This is a genomic window from Sphingobium sp. MP9-4 (genome assembly GCF_005281675.1).
Lineage (GTDB): Bacteria > Pseudomonadota > Alphaproteobacteria > Sphingomonadales > Sphingomonadaceae > Sphingobium > Sphingobium yanoikuyae.
On sequence record NZ_LUFI01000079.1, the window covers coordinates 1 to 17,040 of the forward strand.

Consider the following 17,040-nt stretch of genomic DNA (forward strand, 5'->3'; position numbering starts at 1 on the left):
GGGCTCCGCCCTCCCTACGCCGCGCGCTGCGCAAGGCGCGTTCCTCGACCTTCCTGCCATCCTTGAAAAGGGGTCCCTTTTGCGCGCCGATCGGGGGTCCCGTTTGCACGCCGATTGACATCAAATGATCTATGTCAGTGAAGAAGACCGCAAGCGCATCGCGCTTGCGAAGGAGGCCGCTCGCGCATTCGCCGGGATGGTCGGCTGGATGGTCGAGCCTTGCACATCGCCAATGCCGTCCGTGCTAGCGGACTTCGAATATGCCGACCGCGCCAACATCGTGATGGCGCACTGGCAAAAGAAGCTCTCGCTCACCGCCCTCATCAAAGCCGTTGCCGAGTGTCGAACTGATCTTCTCCTGGTCGAGCCGAGCCACGTCTCAGGAAAGCAGGCCGGCAACTACATCACGCTGTTGCTGTGGCGCGATGGTGAGGTTCAGATCATCACGAGCCTCGGGATGTGGCTTCAGGAACCCGGCGGGCCGATCCACCTGGTCACAAATCCTGATGGCGGCGACGAGATGCGCGCATTCATGGTCGATCGCGGCGGCATCTGTCCGCTGCCAACTCTGCCCTGGTCAACCGCAGAAGCAGAAAGGCTCGGCTTCTGGACCGCTAGGCGCCACTGGGAATTGACCATCGGAGGACATTACGCATGAGCGGGAACGACAATCTCCTATGGCTGGACCACCTGCCGGTTGGCTGGGCGCAGCTCTACCGCGACCTCCTGTCTGATCTCGCGGCGGCCGGCCTCAATGTCAGCGTGGACGAGGCGAAGGAAAAATTCGGATCGCTCCGGATTCATCTCGAGCCCATGGTTCCCGAAGCAAGACCCTATATCGCCGCGGCCGAAGAGCAGTCCAAGTTTACCTGCCAAAAATGCGGCGATCCGGGTGAAATGCTGATGCGGAATCGCATCGTTGCCACTCTCTGCCCGGTCCACGGCCACGGCTTTTCCAAGCCAGTCAGGCCGCCGGTGGTCACGGTTTACATGAAGCCGGGGAACATCTCGGACGAGTAGGCGCCGCTGCTGCGGCGAAGGCCAAGTTTGAAGTGGCTCAGGCAGCTGAGCAAAAATGGAATGAAAAAGGGGCAAGGCGCGGCACCGCTCGGCTGCCGCGCGCCCTCAACGCGAAAGTCTTACAAATGCAGAATAATGTTACACCGCGCTCCTTCGGGAGCGCGAACGGCTTGCCGTGGATCAAAGCCGCGACCTATCGCGGCATCATGATGCTGGCGGCGGATATTGGCGGGCCGATCGACTTCAGCCCGGAGCAGCGCTTCCCGGGCGCGCGGCATGGCGTGCTACTGGAAGGCGCCAATCTCCTGATCGTCGGGACCCGGACCGGTCCGAACATTGGGCTGTATGACGTTAGCGCAGTCACCCTGCAGTATGGCATGGACCTGCTGCTCGCGCGCTTCTCTGGTCCAGTCGCGAAATACGACATTTATCGCTGCAAAGACGATCAGTGGTTTACCGGCTATCAGCGCGCATGGTTTGAGGACCGCTACTGGTTCTGCCCGCCCGATGAAGTCGATCAGCCATTCATCCTGGCACACCGGCGCGGCCTGCAATTCTCCACCCATGCGCCTTGCCCCGATGCCCGGCGCTTTGAAGCCGGTCTCTCGCTGGCGGCGCAGACCAGCACGCAGTGGCAGGAGGCGGCATGAGCAAAGCCAAATCGAAGCCTGCCACGGCCGATCAGCCAGAGATGCTGTCCTGCTTCACGCTGGATCCTGCCGATGACGGCAGCTTCAAATATATCCGCTACTTCTACAAACAGGATGTACATCGTGCCGGAATAGCCGACATGGTTATGGCGAAGCTGACGCCTGCCGGGCACAAGGCATCGCGTCATGATTTGCTGCTGCCTGACGCAGCCAGCGGTGAATATATGGACCTCAGCTATCTGCTGCAGCGCTACGATGCGATGCTGCCCGCGGCTGAGCGGACCGGATACGCCCAATTCACCCTGACACTGCCATCAGATCAGCCACCGCATGTGGGATGGGAGCAGGTGCGGGCATGGGTGCGAAGCTACTTTGTCCGTCAGGAGCAGTTGGCCGCACTGATGGTACTCCATCTGCCCTATTTGGCGGGTTCATCAAATGCCGCTCACATCCATATCCTGCTTCCAGCACGCCGGCTGTCGATAAATGGGTTTACCGGCCAGGCACGCGACGTCTGTTCGGATAGTGGCTGCCATGATGCATGGAACGCCTGGATCAGCTTTCAGAAGGAGGGCGGCTCATGCGTAAAGTGACGATGATCGATCCGCCCCATGGCTGGCGCTATGGCTTTCCCAAGCCCCTCACTCTTGGTGAGGGGCAGAGCTTGCAGGATTGGCTGATAGAAAATGGATACCCCCAGGCCGAGATCAACGCCTTCGGGATCGCTCATCTGCCTTGCCGGTACTGGACGCGGGAAATCGAGGAGCCGCCGCCCTATGAGCTGAACGCGCACGACATAGGCGAGAGGCGGAAGCTCATCCTTGCCCGCCGTCATGTCGCCGCGCTTCGGGCCAATCCGGAGCTCATCATTCAGGCGAAGGCGGAGAATGACCGGCAGCTGGCAAGCCATCGCGCGACCATCGGGAATAGGGCATGGCGCTTTCTATTGAGGCGATCCATCGATGAGATCATCGCCTATATGCTCCAGAAGTCCCCGACCGGGAGGACACTACGTTCAACCAGTCCATTTTCGATGATCCTGCCGCCCGAGCCGGAAGCAGAGCGGCGAAGGATGTGGCGTGCGGCCAAGGCAGAGTTGCTCGCCGATTACCTGAGCGGGGGAAAGGGAATCAGAAATTTCCAGCTCAGGCCAAACGCAGACCGAGACACTATCGATATGGAAAATTGAAAAAGGAAATCCACAGGCGTGTCAGATTTTCCCAGCATGCTCCTGCATGCTTATTTGACCTATATTTGACAACTTTCTCAGGCAGTCGCCTAAGCCATTGAAAAATATGGTGACCCCTACGGGAATCGAACCCGTGTTTCAGCCGTGAAAGGGCCGCGTCCTAACCGCTAGACGAAGGGGCCGTTCGTTGTCGCCGCCGTGGCAGCGCTGCGAAGCGAGGGCGCAATTAGGCGGGACCGGCGAAAGGGTCAACCCCCTTTGCGCAAGAAAATTGCAATCTTTCTCAATCGGCCCAGGCGGCATCCTCCAGATGCAGCTCTGCGGCGGGTCGGCTGCCCCAGTCGTCGATCTTCGCACGGCCCGCCACCCACAGGCGGCGGTCGCGCGGCGCACCCAGAATCGCCTGACCCAGTTCCGACTCGGCCTGGCGGAAGGCGATCGTCTTGATCGACCGGCCATCATCGCCCGCCATGATCGCCCGCAAATGACCATTGCCGACCACATCGGCGCGAATCACCCGCATCGGCCCGGCGGCGATCAACGGCGCGGGCCAGCCTGCGCCATAGGGGCCGCCCGCCTCGATCGCGGCGACGAAGTCGGGATTGACCCCGGCCGGCGCCAGCACCGCGTCGATCAGCAGCGCGCGCCCATCCCGCGCACGGGCAACGGCAGCTGACAGGCGATCATCCAGGAAGTCGGCCAGCGCATCGACCTTGTCCGCCATCACGGTGAGCCCCGCCGCCATCGCATGGCCGCCGCCCGCGACCAGCAGGCCGCTATCCTTGGCCGCCAGCACCGCCGCGCCCAGATCGACGCCGGAAATGGAGCGGCCCGACCCCTTGCCCACGCCATCCTCGTCCAGCGCGACGACGATGGCGGGACGGCCGGCCCGTTCCTTGAGCCGCCCGGCAACGATGCCGATAACGCCGGGATGCCAGCCCGGCCCGGCGACCAGCACCACGGCGCGATTGTCCTGCGCCGCCAGCAAGGCCTCCGCCTGTTCCTGCACGATCGATTCGATCGCGCGCCGTTCCTCGTTCAGTCGATCCAGTTCGGCGGCGATTCGCGCGGCCTCGGCCGGATCTTCGGTGGTCAGCAGCCGCACCCCCAGATCCGCCTTGCCGACGCGCCCGCCGGCATTGATGCGCGGGCCGAGGGCAAAGCCCAGATCATGGCAGAGCGGCGCACGATTGAGGCGACTGGCGTCCATCAGCGCGGCAAGGCCGATATTGCGCCGCTTGGCCATGACCTTGAGCCCCTGCGCCACGAAGGCGCGGTTGAGCCCCTTGAGCTGCGCGACGTCGGCGACGGTGCCGAGCGCGACGATGTCGAGCAACTCCATGATCGCCGGTTCCGGCCGGGTCGCAAACCAGCCGCGCGCGCGCAACGTCCGCAGCAGGGCCGCACCCAGCAGGAAGGCCATGCCGACGGCGGCGAGATGGCCATGGACGGCCGCGCCCGCATTTTCGTCCAGCCGGTTGGGATTGACCAGCGCCAGCGCCACCGGCAGCGCCGCTGCGCATTTATGATGGTCGACGACGACGACGTCGACCCCGGCCGCCTTCGCCATGTCGAGCGCCTCGAACGCCTGCGCGCCGCAATCGACGGTGACGATCAGTTGCGCGCCATCCCCCGCAAGCCGCACCAGCGCCTCGCCCGACGGGCCATAGCCTTCCATCAGCCGGTCAGGGATATAAGGCCGGGCATCCAGGCCAATGTCACGCAGCAACCGGATCAGCAGCGCCGCGCTGGTCGCGCCATCGACGTCATAATCACCGAAGATGCGCACATCCTCGCCGCGCTGGACCGCATCGGCCAGCCGCTCGGCCGCCGCGTCCATGTCGCGGAACAGGCTGGGGTCGGGCATGAAATGGCGGATGGTGGGATTGCGATGCGCCTCCACCCCGTCGGGCGGACAGCCGCGCGCCAGCAGCAGCTGCGCCACCAGATCGTCGGGCTGATAGCCGGGCGAACGCGCGTCCGCCCCCAGGCCGCGCCAGCGCCAGGGCTGGCCAGTGATCGATCGGGCGATGTTGAGCGCAAATGTCATGAAGCGGCTCTAGACCGGCGGGGGCACCGATGGAAGCGCCGCGCCGCCGGGCGAAATCGTCACGCAGGCGGAACCGTTGCAAGTCATTGGGCGTATTGCCTGTTTGCCGGACATATGGGATGCCCGGTGCGAAAGGGGCATCGCAGACAGATGAAGAAGCGGCAGGCGAGATATGTTCGGCATGCGCTGGGCATGATCATGGCAGCCGCCTCTCCCCTGCCCCTGATGGCGCAGACGGTTCCGGCCAGCGCCCCCAGCACCACAGCGCCCGCCGACGAAGAACCGATCCTGCCCGACGACGAGTTCAACGCGCGCCTGCCCGGCGCCGGCAGCGTCGACGACAAGGCCAGCAATAGCGGGACCGACAGCAAGGCCCCCTTGCCCTCGATCGACGACTGGCTCGACCAGCAGATGCCGGCCCAGGGCAGTGCCCAGGGCAGCGCGCCGGCCAGCGGCACGGCGCCCGCGACCGCACCCGCGACCGGCGCCGAACTGCCCCCCGCCACCGAGCCGCCGGTCGAAACCGAACTGGCCCAGCCGCTGCCCGCGCTCGACAGCGTGACCGTGCCCGAAAATGTCGCCGATGATGACAGCGACGAAAAGACGCCCGAGGTCCGCTACGCGACCCAGCTCGACGGTTTCGGCAAGACCGGTCTGGAGGATGAGTTCCGTGCCGCATCCGCCCTGGTCGACGGCAAGGGCAAGGCCGAGACCGCATCGATGGTGCAGCAGCGCGCCCAGGCCGACGAGCAACTGGCGGTGCGGCTGTTCCATTCGGAGGGCTATTATGATGCCACCGCCCTCGCCTCGCTCGACCAGCAGCAGGATGGCACGCTGAAGGCGATCCTGTCGGTGACGCCGGGCAAGCGCTACAAGATCAACGAGATCGTCATCCATGCGCCCGAGACCATCCCGCCCGGCCTGATCCGCGACAGCCTGACCTTGAAGACCGGCGACTATATCGTCGCCACCGCGGTCGAGGCGGCGGAGGCCAATGTCGCGCTCAAGCTGCCGGAACAGGGCTATGCCTTCGCCAGGATCGGCGACCGCGACATCTTGCTCGATCCCGCGACCGTGACCGGCGACTATACGCTGCCGGTCGAGCCAGGCCCGCGCGGCACATTCCGCACCATCACCACCAGCGGCGAGAAGCAGGCGTTCGGCGCCGACCATATGGCGGTGATCGCCCGCTTCGACAAAGGCGACCTTTATGACAGCCGCAAGGTCGATGATCTGCGCAAGGCGCTGGTCGCGACCGGCCTGTTCGCCAGCGTCGCCGTCGATCCGGTCCAGACCGGCGAGCCCGGCCCGGATGGCACCGAATATGTCGACCTGCATGTCGATCAGGAAGCCGGCCCGGCCCGGCGGCTGGCGGGCGAACTGGGCTATGGCACCGGACAGGGCTTCCGCGCCGAAGGCAGCTGGACCCATCGCAACCTGTTCCCGCCCGAAGGCGCGCTGATCGCCAGCGTCATCGCCGGCACCCAGGAACAGGGCGTATCGGGCACCTTCCGCCGGTCCAATGCGGGCAAGCGCGACAAGACCTTCCAGGCGGGCGCCGGCGTCAACCATCAGAAATATGACGCCTATGAAGCCTTCACCCTGGGCCTCAATGCCAGCTGGTCGCGCCAATCGACACCGATCTTCCAGAAGCGCTGGACCTATACCTATGGCGGCGAAATCCTGCTTTCGAACGAAAATACCACGATCGACGAAAGCGGCGAAAACAAGCGGCTGACCTATTTCATCGGCGCCCTGCCGGTGCAGGTCGGCTATGACCGCTCCAACGACCTGCTCAACCCCACCAGCGGCTTTCGCGCCAATCTGCGCGTGTCGCCCGAGGCGTCCTTGCAGGGCAATGTCTCGCCCTATGTCCGCGCCAGCTTCGACCTGGCCGGCTATTATCCGATTTCCGACAGTTTCGTGCTGGCGGCGCGGACCAAGATCGGCACGATCAACGGCGTCGCCCGCGACGATGTCGCCCCTTCGCGGCGCATCTATGCCGGCGGTGGCGGGTCGGTGCGCGGCTATGGCTATCAGGAACTGGGGCCAAAGGACGCGAACAATGATCCGATCGGCGGCCGATCAGTCAATGAATTCGCGGTCGAGGGCCGCTATCGCTTCGGCAATTATGGCGTCGTCGCCTTCGTCGATGCGGGCCAGGTCTATGAAAGCCAGATCCCGCAATTTTCCGACATCCGCTATGGCGTGGGCCTGGGCGGACGTTTCTACACCAATTTCGGACCCTTCCGCGCAGATATAGCCATGCCGATCAACCGCCAGCCCGGCGAATCCAAATTCGCCCTCTACATCGGTATCGGACAGGCCTTCTGATGGCGGAAAATACCCCTCCCCCCGCGCCCGAAGCGACCGAGACCGTGGTGATCCGCCAGGGCCGCCCGCTGTGGCAGAAGATCGCCATCGGCCTGGCCGGCCTGATCGTCGGGCTCGTGGTGCTGGTCGCGGGGCTGCTGCTGTTCCTCGATACCCAGCCGGGCAAAAGCTTCCTCATCAAGCAGATCGCCGCGCTCAAGATGGAATCGGGCATGGGGATCGAGGTCGGCCGGATCGAGGGATCGATCTATAGCGACATGACCATCCACGACCTGATCCTGCGCGATCCCAAGGGCGTGTTCGCGGTCAGCCCCAGGGTGCATGTCGTCTGGCGCCCGTTCCGCTACCTCCAGAACCATATTTCGGTGCAGAATCTGGAAAGCCCGCTGGTGGTGCTGGCGCGCAGCCCGCAATTCAACCAGACCCCGACCGATCCCAATGCGCCGATCCTGCCCGACCTCGACATCGACGTCGACCGGATGCGGCTCGACCGTTTCCTGCTCGCCAAGCCCGTGATCGGCCAGAAGCGTGAGATCGCGATCGACAGCGTCGTCCATATCGCCGACGGCCGTGCCCAGCTGTCCGCCAATGCGGTGGTCGACAGCGGCGATCGGCTGCAGGCGAAGCTGGACGCGGTGCCGGCACAGAATCGCCTGGCGATGAGCGGCACGCTGACCGCGCCCAAGGGCGGCGTGATCGCGGCGATGAGCGGCCTGCCCGACGGCATGACCGCCTCGCTCGACGGCAAGGGCACCTGGCAGGCTTGGAACGGCAAGCTGATCGCCACCACGCCCAGGGGCGAACTGGCCAATATCGCGCTCGCCGCCCGCGACGGCAGCTTCACCGCCAAGGGGCCGCTGCGCCCCGGCCTCGTCTATGGCGACATTGCCGACCGGCTGACCCGGCCGCAGCTCGATGTCGACCTGTTCGCCGGCCTCAACGAACGGCGCGTCAACCTCAAGGGGTCGCTGCGCTCACCCGCCATGTCGGCCGATGCGCAGGGTCTGGCGGACCTGGGCAAGAGCACATTCAGCGCGCTCAAGATCAATGCCTCGCTGCTGCAGCCGGGCGCCTTCATGGACAAGGTGAAGGGCAAGGATGTCCGTGCCTCGATCATCCTCGACGGGCCGATGGCGACGCCCTTCATCGATTATGACATCAGCGCCACGTCCCTCGCCTTCGACGCCACCGGCATCGAGAATCTGAAGGCCAGCGGCCGCGCCGTGATCGACGCCGACCGCATCCGCATCCCGGTCAATGCGACCGCGAAGCGCGTCACCGGCCTCAATGCCGCCGCCGGCGGCCTGATGACCAATTTGCGGGTGAAGGGCGATTTTGCCTATGCCGGCGGCAAGCTGATCAGCGACAATCTCAAGCTCGACAGCGACAAGATCGACGCCACCGCCATCATCCTCGCCGATCTCGACAACGCCATCTATCGTGGCGCGCTGAAAGGCCGGGTCAACGACTATCGGATCGACGGCGTCGGCATCGTCAACCTCAACACCGACGTCAAGCTGATCCCCGGACCCAAGGGCGGCTTCGGCCTGTCGGGGATGTTCGGCGTGCGCACCGCGCGCTGGGAAAATGCCTCGGTCCGCGACTTCCTGGGCGGCAATGCTGTGATGTCCGGCCGGATCGGCATGACGCCGGAGGGCAGGTTCACCCTGGCGGTGCTCAAGGGTGCCGCGCCCAATTTCCAGATCAAGTCCGGTTCGGGCAGCTATGACACCAACGGCCAGCTCGCTTTCGACACCGAAGCCTATTCGAAACAATATGGCCCGCTGTTCCTGACCGTGCGCGGCACAGCGGACCGGCCGCAGGCGGTGCTGCGCGCGCCGCGCCCCAATGTCGGCGTGCAGCTGACCGATGTCGTTGCCAAGCTGAATGGCGAACCGGCCGGCTATCGCCTCGATGCCACCGGCGGATCGCCCTATGGCCCCTTCTTCGCCAATGTGCTGATCCGCACCGCGCAAGGCCCGCTGACGATCGACGTGACCAAGGCGCGCTTCGCCGGGGTCGACATGAACGGCCGCATCCAGCAGTCCAATGCCGGCCCCTTCACCGGCCAGCTGGCGATGAACGGGTCTGGCATCACCGGTGCGGTGAAACTCAATGCCGTCGGCAAGCTACAGGGCGTCGACGTCAACGCGACCGCCAGCAATGCCAAGCTGCCGGGCGAGGCCGACATCGTCATCGGCCGCGCCGTCGTCACCGCCTCCATGCTGCTGAGCGACCAGCCCAAGGTGATCGCCGACGTGCAGATGGCGAACGCCGCCTATGGCGACTATGTCGTGCGCAAGGCGCGGGCAAAGCTCGATTATCAGGGTGGGCGCGGCAAGGCCCAGCTGGTCGCCGACGGCTCCAGCGGCGTGCCCTTCTCGGTCGCGGTCAACGCCGCGCTGCGCCCCGACCTCTATGCCGTCGCGCTGCAGGGCAAGGCCAGCAATGTCGATTTCCGCCTGAACCAGCCGGCGATCATCCGCGCTGAAAAGACCGGCTATCGGCTGGAACCGGTCAGCCTGGTGCTGCCGCAGGGCAAGGTCGATCTGGCTGGCCATTTCGGCACGGACACGGCGCTGCAGGCCCGCTTCAAGGATTTCGACCTCGCCATCGCCAATGTCGCAAATCCGGGCCTGGGCATCGGCGGCAAGGCGACCGGCATGGTCGATTACAGCCAGAGCGGAACCGCCTTCCCGACCGCGACCACGCACCTGGCGATCAGCGATTTCCGCCGGTCGAGCCTGGCCGCCGTGTCCGACGCAGTGTCGATGAATGTCGAGGGCAAGCTGTCCTCCGCCGGCGGCGACATGCGCGGCCTCATCCGCAAGGGCAACAGCACGATCGGCCGCTTCGTCGCCACCATGGCCCCGCCGGGACCGGGCGCCAACTGGTCGGAACAGCTGATGGCTGCGCCGCTGGGCGGCGGCATTCGCTATGCCGGCCCGGCCGACGTGCTCTTCTCCTTCGCCGGCCTTGCCGATCAGCGGCTGAGCGGCGGCATCGCGGTCGCGGCCGATTTCGGCGGCCGACTGACCGCGCCGCAGCTTAACGGCCTGGTCCGCGCCAATGCGCTGACCTATGACAATACGAGCTTCGGCACCCGCGTCACCCAGATGAAGCTCGACGGCCGCTTCACCAACGACCGGCTCGACATTCGCGACTTTTCCGGCCGCGCCGGCAACGGCACGGTCCAGGCCAGCGGCACCGTCGGCCTGGCCGCCGACAGCGGCTTCCCGATGAACATCGCGGTCAAGATGGACCATGCCCGCCTCGCCCGCAGCGAAGCGATCACCAGCGTGGTCAGCGGCACCCTCAACATCACCAACAGCGCGGAAAATGGCGGCCTGATCAAGGGCGACCTGTCGCTGCCCGAGACCCGCTATCGCGTCGCCTGGCAGGGTGGCACCGAGATTCGCGAATTGCAGGGCGTCCGCCGCAAGGGCGAGGGCCAGGATGTGCTGGCGCAGCGCATCGCTGACCGCAAGGCCGCCGCGGCATCGCCGACCAACTGGAAACTCGACATCCGCCTGCGCGCCGACAACCAGATCTATGTGACCGGCATGGGCCTCGATTCCGAATGGAAGACCGACATGCGCGTCACCGGCACCGCGACCAAGCCGCGCGTCAGCGGCAAGATCGAGGTGATCCGCGGCCGCTACAGCTTCTCGGGCCATCAGTTCGACCTGGATCAGGGCGTCATCACCTTCAATGGCGACATGATGAACCCGACGCTGGCAATCAAGGCGCTGACCGAGATTGACGATGTCAGCGCCGGCATCGCCGTCGCCGGCACCGCGCAGCAGCCCGACATCACATTTGTGTCGACGCCAACCCTGCCGCAGGACGAGATTCTCTCGCGCATCCTGTTCGGTGACAATGTCGCCAATCTGTCCGCCACCCAGGCGATCCAGTTGGCGGCCGCGCTCAACGGCCTGCGCGGCGGCAGTGGCGGGCTCAACCCGATGGGCAAGCTGCAGGGCGCATCGGGCCTCGACCGGATCGGCATCGTCGGCGGTGATGAGGATACCGGGCGCGGCACGTCGCTCGCCGTCGGCCAGCATATCTCCAACAATATCTATGTGGAGGTCGTGACAGACTCGAAGGGCTTCACCGCCACCCAGTTGGAAGTCGCCCTGTCGAAGACGCTGAGCATCCTGTCGAAGACCGGCACCAATGCGGGATCTTCCGCCGCACTTCGTTATTCCAGGGACTATTGATCCGGCGCCAGGGTGGCGCCGCCACAACAGGAGAATATGTGCCCTTCGCCCCGTCGCTCTGCCGTCCGATCATCTGTGCCGTTGCCCTCTCCGCAGCGCCAGCCGCGCTGGCGGAAACCCCGCGCGAGCTGCTGACTGCGGCGGCCTTCCAGACCAGCGACAAGGCGCGGGCGCTCAGCCTCATCGGTCAGGCCATCAGCGCCGCCGACCGCATATTGATGACCGCCCCCAATGATCATGAGGCGGTGCTGCAACGCGCGGTCGCGATCGGCTATCGCGCCAAGCTGACCCGCAGCCGAGCCGATGCGCGCAGCTCGCTTTCCGCGTTCGAGGCTTTGGCCGCCCGCAACCCACGTGATGCCGAGGCACAGATGGTGATCGCCGGCTGGCATCTCGACGCGATCGACCAGCTTGGCAGCTTCATCGCCCGCACCGTGCTGGGCGCGAAGGAGCAGGTGGGTGAGGCCGCCCTGGGCAAAGCGGTCGCGCTGGGCGGCAACCGCGCCTTCTACTCGGGCCTGGCCGCATTGATGCGCATCCGCGCCGATCATAATGATGTCGCCGGCGCACTGGCGCTGGCCGAACGGGCGGCCAATGCCCCTGCCCCCGCCCCGCTCGACCAGTTGATGAAGCGCAATGCCGCCGCCATCCTGCCCGCGCTGCGCGCCGGCAATGGCAAGGCCGCCGCCGCCCAGGCGCGCAAGCTGCTGCCGTTCGGCAAGCTGCCGGAATAGCGCGACAGCGGCCTGCAGCATCGGCAGGATGACATCTTGCCGAATCTCTCCTGAAGGATGGCCATGCGTCTCGCGATCGAAGCGACCCTCGACTATGAATTTTCCGGGCCGACCGACGTATTGATGGCCGTCGAGGCCGCCGCCATGGCCGATCAGCGCATCGTCGAACAATCGCACATCATCGACAATGCCGGGCCTTTGACCAACCTCATGGGCGGCAGCGCGATCGGCCGGCGCACCTGGACGCGCAGCGGCACCGGGCGGATGCTGAGCCGCTACAAGGCGCTGGTCGATGTCGATCGGCCCGCGCCCGATCTCTTCTCGCTCGCCCGCTCGCCCTTGCCCAGCCTGCCGCAGGATGTGCTGCCCTTCATCTGGCCCAGCCGCTATTGCGAGGCGGACAGGTTCGTCAGCTTCGTCTGCGGCCATTTCGAAGGGCTGGACGGCGGCCCGCTGGTGCAGGCGCTGGTCGGCTGGGTGCATGACAATCTGCAATATGTGCCGGGCAGTTCGGATATCACCACCACTGCCGCCGACACGTTCGTCGCCCAGCGTGGCGTGTGCCGCGACTTCGCGCACCTCACCGCCGCGCTGATCCGCGCGCGCGACATTCCAGCCCGGCTGGTGTCGGTCTATGCCGCCGATCTCGATCCGCCCGATTTCCACGCGGTGGTGGAGGTGTGGCTGGACGGCGCCTGGCATATGGTCGACGCGACGGGGTTGGCCCCGATCGAGGGGATGGTCCGCATCGCCGTCGGCCGCGACGCCACCGACATCGCCTTCATGACCATCTTCGGCAGCGCCCAGATGAACGAACAGGCGATCCATGTGACGCGGATGGAAGAACCCAAGGACGTTACGGCCCCTTGATCCCGGCCCTGCCGCCCGCCTAGCCTATACTCAGACAAATTGAGGAAGGGGATGGCATGAGCGTGCAGCTTTCGGGACGGGCTTGGGTGCGAACGCGGCGGGCGCTGCTGGCGGCGACGGCGGGCTTGCTCGCCGGTCTTGCCGGCGCATCGGCCCCGGCGGCTGCGCCCGGCGGCAGCGCCGTCCTGACCGTCGACACCGGCAAGCCCGGCGCCACCATCGATCCCAATATCTATGGCCAGTTCGTCGAGCATCTGGGCCGCGGCGTCTATGAAGGCATATGGGTCGGGCCAGGCAGCCCCATCCCCAATGTGCGCGGCATCCGCAGCGATGTGGTCGCCGCGCTGCGCCAGGTGAAGGTGCCGGTGATCCGCTGGCCGGGCGGCTGCTTTGCCGATGGCTATCATTGGCGCGACGGCATCGGCCCGGCCGCGCAGCGCCCTGCCGGCATCAACGCCGCCTGGGACAAGTCGGCCGAAACCAATGCGTTCGGCACCCATGAATATATGGATTTCCTGGACCAGATCGGCGCCAAGGCCTTCGTGTCGGTCAATGTCGGATCGGGCAGCGTGCGCGAGGCGGACGACTGGATGCGGTACATGACCGCGCCGGCCGACAGCCAGCCGGGCAAAGAGCGCGCCGCCAATGGCCATGCCGCGCCCTGGGCCGTGCCCTTCATCGGTGTGGGCAATGAAAGCTGGGGCTGTGGCGGCAACATGACCGCCGACACCTATGCCACCGCCTTCCGTCATTATGCCGCCTTCCTGCGCGCCTATTCGGGCGAGCGGCCGAAGCTGATCGCGGTGGGTGCGGATACCGACGATTATGAATGGACCGAAAAGGTCATGGCGCAGGCGATGAAATGGCGCCCCAACCCCACGCCGCTCGCCTACAACACCGAACGTCCGCTGATGTGGGGCCTCTCGCTCCATTTCTACAGCTTCGCCGGCAATGACTGGCGCAACAAGGGGCGCAATATCGGGTTCGGCACCGACCAATGGGCCTCCGCACTGGCCCGCGCCCATCTGACCGACGAACTGATCCGCCGCCATGCCGCGATCATGGACCGCTATGATCCCAAGAAGCAGGTGGCGATCGCGGTCGACGAATGGGGCGCCTGGTTCGACAGCGAGAAGGACGCGCCCTCGCAGCTCTACCTCGAAAGCACGCTGCGCGACGCGGTGATCGCCGGGATGAGCCTCAACATCTTCAATAATCATGCCGACCGGGTGCGCATGGCCAATGTCGCGCAGATGGTGAATGTCATCCAGTCGCTGGTGCTGACGCAGGGCGCCAAGATGGTGGTGACGCCGACCTGGCATGTGTTCGACCTCTACAAGGTCCATCAGAATGCGACGATGATCCCGGTCGATGTGCAGGCGCCCGACTATGTCGCGGGCGCGGTGCGGCTGCCGGGGCTCAGCGTGTCGGCGTCGAAAGATGCGGCGGGCGCGCTGCATCTTAGCATCGTCAATCTCGACCCCGCCGCCGCCCGGCCGGTGCGCATCGACCTGAAAGGGGGCGCCTGGCGCAAGGCCAGCGCCCGGACGCTGACCGCCGCGACCATCGACACCCGCATCCGCTTCGAGGGCGCCGATCCCTTCGTGCCCGGCCCGCTGCCGGCGCGGCTGGCGCAGGGCCAGGTGGCGCTGACCCTGCCGTCCAAGTCGGTGACATTGGTGACGGTGGAGTAGAACGAAGCCTTCTCCCAACATCCGTTCGCTTCGAGCGTGTCGAGAAGCGGGAAGCGCTACGTTTTCTCGACTTGGCTCGAAACGAACGGAGACGGGGAAGTTTACCCCTCGGCCACCTTCAACCGCCCGGCCGCATCGTCGAACGCCGCCCAGCTTATCTGGGCCAGGCTGGCGCCGATGCTGCAACGGCGCACGCCCAGCGCCGCCAGCGCGGCGATGCCGGCCGCGTCATAGTCATGGATGACGACATTGACCGGCCTGGGCGCGACCGCCGCGACCAGTTCGGCGACGGCGCCATGGTCCAGCAGGAAAGGCACGAACAGGCAGTCGGCTCCCGCCTCCGCATAGGCTACGGCGCGGGCGATGCTCTCGCTCGGCGCCATGCCGGGCACGCGGAAATTCTCGCTGCGCCCGACCAGCATCAGCGCCGGATCGACCCGGTCAATCGCCTCGCGCGCGGCCGCGATCCGCTCCACCGCCAGCGGCAGGTCATAGAGCGCGCCGCCCGACCAGTCCTCGATCGACAGGGCCGCAATGCCGGTCTGCGCCGCCAGCGTCACATTGGCGGCGACATCCTCGGGCGCATCGGCAAAGCCATTCTCGAAATCGGCATTGACCGGCAGGTCGGTCGCCGCAACCAGCATCTCCAGATGCGCCAGCACCGCGTCGCGGCCCAGTTCGCCATCATCCTTGCCCGCCGCCCAGGCCGCGCCGGCACTGGTCGACGCGATCGCGCGAAAGCCCTTCTTCGCCAGCCGCACCGCGCTGCCCGCGTCCCAGGCATTGGGCAGCAGGAAGAAGCCATCCTGGTGCAGGGCACGGAAATCGGCGCGTTTGCGGGCGGTGTCGGTCATCAGGAAATCCTTCTTTGTCCTCTGGATTGGCAAGCGGATTGACTCGGGAAGCCAATGGCGTGAAATAAGAACATATCAGGAACAAATGCAATGAGCGAGTCGATCAAAAGTCTCGCCGCGCTGAAGCGGCATATCGCGGCGCTGGACCGGACGCCAGCGCTGACGGTCGGCTGTGCCCGGCTTGCGACCGGTCATGCCGGGCTGGACGCGGCGCTCGACGGCGGCCTCCTGCGCGGGCGGGTGCATGAACTGTTCGGCGCGGCCGAGGAGGAAGGAGCGGCGGCCGGCCTGGCGCTGATCCTCGCCCGGCTGGCGGCGGATGACGCCCCCCTGCTCTGGCTGCGCACCACCACATCGGCCAGGGCGGGCGGATCGCCCTATGGCCCCGGCCTCGCGGCGCTGGGGCTGAACCCGGCCCGGCTGCTGATCGGGCTGATGGCCGATGACGCGATGCTGCTGCGCGCGGCGGTGGAGGGGCTGCGTTGCCCCGCACTCGGCGCGCTGCTGATCGAATTGCGCGGGCGCGCCCCGCTGCTCGACCTCACTGCCAGCCGGCGATTGGCGCTGGCGGCCGAACAATCGGGCGTCACCGCCTTCCTGCTGCGGGTTGGCGGCGATCCGGTGCCCAGCGCGGCGGAAACCCGCTGGCAGGTGGCGGCCGCCCCATCCGATCCGCTGCCCGGCAATGCGCCGGGGCACAGTGCCTTCGCCCTCAGCCTGTTGCGGCGACGGGCGGGGCCGGACGGGCTGGCCTGGCGGCTGATATGGGATGGCGAGAAAGGGGCTTTTGGAGACGGACGGCATGAACGCCATGAGCATGGACAGGACGGACAGCAGGACGGCGCGCCGCTATCTGGCGCTCTGGTTCCCCTTCCTGCCGATCGATCGGCTGCGGATCGCGCGGCCTGACCTCTGGGCCGCGCAGGGCGATGCGCCCGCGGTGGTGGTGGAAAATGTTCGCGGCGCGATGCGGCTCGCGACGCTGGATGCCGATGCGCTGGCGGCGGGCCTTACCGCCGGCATGACGCTGGCCGATGCGCGCGCCCGCGAGCAGGAACTGCGCGTGTTCGAGGCCGATCCCCATGGCGACCAGGACTGGCTGGAGCGGCTGTGCGACGGTTGCGCCCGTTACACCCCCAATGCCGCGCTCGATTCCGGCCATGGCCTGATGCTCGACATCAGCGGCTGCGCCCATCTGTGGGATGGCGAGGCGGAACTGGCGCAGGCTGCGACCGACCGGCTGGAACGGCATGGCATGCGCGTGCGCCACGCCATCGCCGCATCGCCCGAGGCCGCCCATGCGCTCGCCCGTTTCCCCGCCGCCCCCGCGCCGGACGAGGATGCGGCGGTGCGCCGCCTGCCGGTCGAGGCGCTGGAGCTGGAGGCGGAGAGCGCGGTGGCGCTCCGCCGCGCCGGACTGCGCAC

At 66.3% G+C, this 17,040-nt stretch carries 14 protein-coding genes and 1 tRNA gene; 12 read left to right on the forward strand and 3 right to left on the reverse strand.

Annotated elements, in window-relative coordinates; genetic code table 11:
• The first annotated feature begins 124 nt into the window (after positions 1–124).
• The 5 genes from A0U87_RS22575 to A0U87_RS22595 are packed head-to-tail and all read left to right on the forward strand — an operon-like array spanning position 125 to position 2,859.
• On the forward strand, positions 125–658 hold the full coding sequence (locus A0U87_RS22575; protein WP_017182820.1) for a hypothetical protein: 534 nt from the start codon (positions 125–127) through the stop codon (positions 656–658).
• Positions 655–1,020, forward strand: a complete 366-nt coding sequence (locus tag A0U87_RS22580; RefSeq protein WP_017182821.1) for a hypothetical protein — start codon at positions 655–657, stop codon at positions 1,018–1,020. The genes A0U87_RS22575 and A0U87_RS22580 overlap by 4 nt, the downstream gene beginning before the upstream one ends.
• A gap of 32 nt (positions 1,021–1,052) precedes the next feature.
• Positions 1,053–1,670: a hypothetical protein gene (locus A0U87_RS22585; RefSeq protein ID WP_240700625.1), complete on the forward strand. Its 618-nt coding sequence runs from the start codon at positions 1,053–1,055 to the stop codon at positions 1,668–1,670.
• Positions 1,667–2,263 (forward strand): hypothetical protein, encoded by a 597-nt coding sequence (locus tag A0U87_RS22590; RefSeq protein WP_017182823.1) that lies wholly within the window; start codon positions 1,667–1,669, stop codon positions 2,261–2,263. Before A0U87_RS22585 ends, A0U87_RS22590 begins: the two co-directional genes overlap by 4 nt.
• On the forward strand, positions 2,251–2,859 hold the full coding sequence (locus A0U87_RS22595; protein ID WP_185704710.1) for a hypothetical protein: 609 nt from the start codon (positions 2,251–2,253) through the stop codon (positions 2,857–2,859). The genes A0U87_RS22590 and A0U87_RS22595 overlap by 13 nt, the downstream gene beginning before the upstream one ends.
• A 107-nt stretch (positions 2,860–2,966) precedes the next feature.
• Here the strand turns inward: A0U87_RS22595 and A0U87_RS22600 are convergent.
• Both A0U87_RS22600 and recJ read right to left on the reverse strand, forming a co-directional pair.
• Positions 2,967–3,041, reverse strand: a tRNA-Glu gene (locus tag A0U87_RS22600).
• A 101-nt stretch (positions 3,042–3,142) separates the two neighbouring features.
• Complete coding sequence (gene recJ / locus A0U87_RS22605; protein WP_137406023.1) at positions 3,143–4,909, reverse strand: single-stranded-DNA-specific exonuclease RecJ; 1,767 nt, start codon at positions 4,907–4,909, stop codon at positions 3,143–3,145.
• Between the two features lie 150 nt (positions 4,910–5,059).
• Here recJ and A0U87_RS22610 point away from each other — a divergent pair, with 150 nt between their 5' ends.
• The 5 genes from A0U87_RS22610 (at position 5,060) to A0U87_RS22630 (ending at position 14,761) form a co-directional block, all read left to right on the forward strand.
• On the forward strand, positions 5,060–7,243 hold the full coding sequence (locus A0U87_RS22610; RefSeq protein WP_048938074.1) for a BamA/TamA family outer membrane protein: 2,184 nt from the start codon (positions 5,060–5,062) through the stop codon (positions 7,241–7,243).
• Positions 7,243–11,463 carry a translocation/assembly module TamB domain-containing protein gene (locus tag A0U87_RS22615; RefSeq protein ID WP_048938075.1) on the forward strand — a complete coding sequence of 1,407 codons (4,221 nt, stop codon included), beginning with the start codon at positions 7,243–7,245 and terminating at the stop codon, positions 11,461–11,463. Before A0U87_RS22610 ends, A0U87_RS22615 begins: the two co-directional genes overlap by 1 nt.
• A gap of 38 nt (positions 11,464–11,501) precedes the next feature.
• Positions 11,502–12,197 carry a hypothetical protein gene (locus tag A0U87_RS22620; RefSeq protein ID WP_010335717.1) on the forward strand — a complete coding sequence of 232 codons (696 nt, stop codon included), beginning with the start codon at positions 11,502–11,504 and terminating at the stop codon, positions 12,195–12,197.
• Positions 12,198–12,260: 63 nt separating this feature from the next.
• A complete protein-coding gene (locus A0U87_RS22625) occupies positions 12,261–13,067 on the forward strand; it encodes a transglutaminase family protein (RefSeq protein ID WP_010335716.1) in 807 nt (268 codons plus the stop codon).
• A 56-nt stretch (positions 13,068–13,123) separates the two neighbouring features.
• Positions 13,124–14,761 carry an alpha-L-arabinofuranosidase C-terminal domain-containing protein gene (locus A0U87_RS22630; protein ID WP_048938076.1) on the forward strand — a complete coding sequence of 546 codons (1,638 nt, stop codon included), beginning with the start codon at positions 13,124–13,126 and terminating at the stop codon, positions 14,759–14,761.
• A gap of 101 nt (positions 14,762–14,862) precedes the next feature.
• Here A0U87_RS22630 and A0U87_RS22635 read toward each other — a convergent pair whose 3' ends face one another.
• Positions 14,863–15,615: an isocitrate lyase/phosphoenolpyruvate mutase family protein gene (locus A0U87_RS22635; RefSeq protein ID WP_010335714.1), complete on the reverse strand. Its 753-nt coding sequence runs from the start codon at positions 15,613–15,615 to the stop codon at positions 14,863–14,865.
• 90 nt (positions 15,616–15,705) lie between these two features.
• Between A0U87_RS22635 and A0U87_RS22640 the strand changes: the two genes are divergently transcribed.
• Together A0U87_RS22640 and A0U87_RS22645 are read left to right on the forward strand one after the other, a co-directional pair.
• Positions 15,706–16,524: a hypothetical protein gene (locus tag A0U87_RS22640; protein ID WP_010335713.1), complete on the forward strand. Its 819-nt coding sequence runs from the start codon at positions 15,706–15,708 to the stop codon at positions 16,522–16,524.
• Positions 16,433–17,040: DNA polymerase Y family protein (locus tag A0U87_RS22645; protein WP_137406024.1), on the forward strand; the 608-nt coding region annotated here is incomplete at its 3' end. The genes A0U87_RS22640 and A0U87_RS22645, both read left to right, overlap by 92 nt.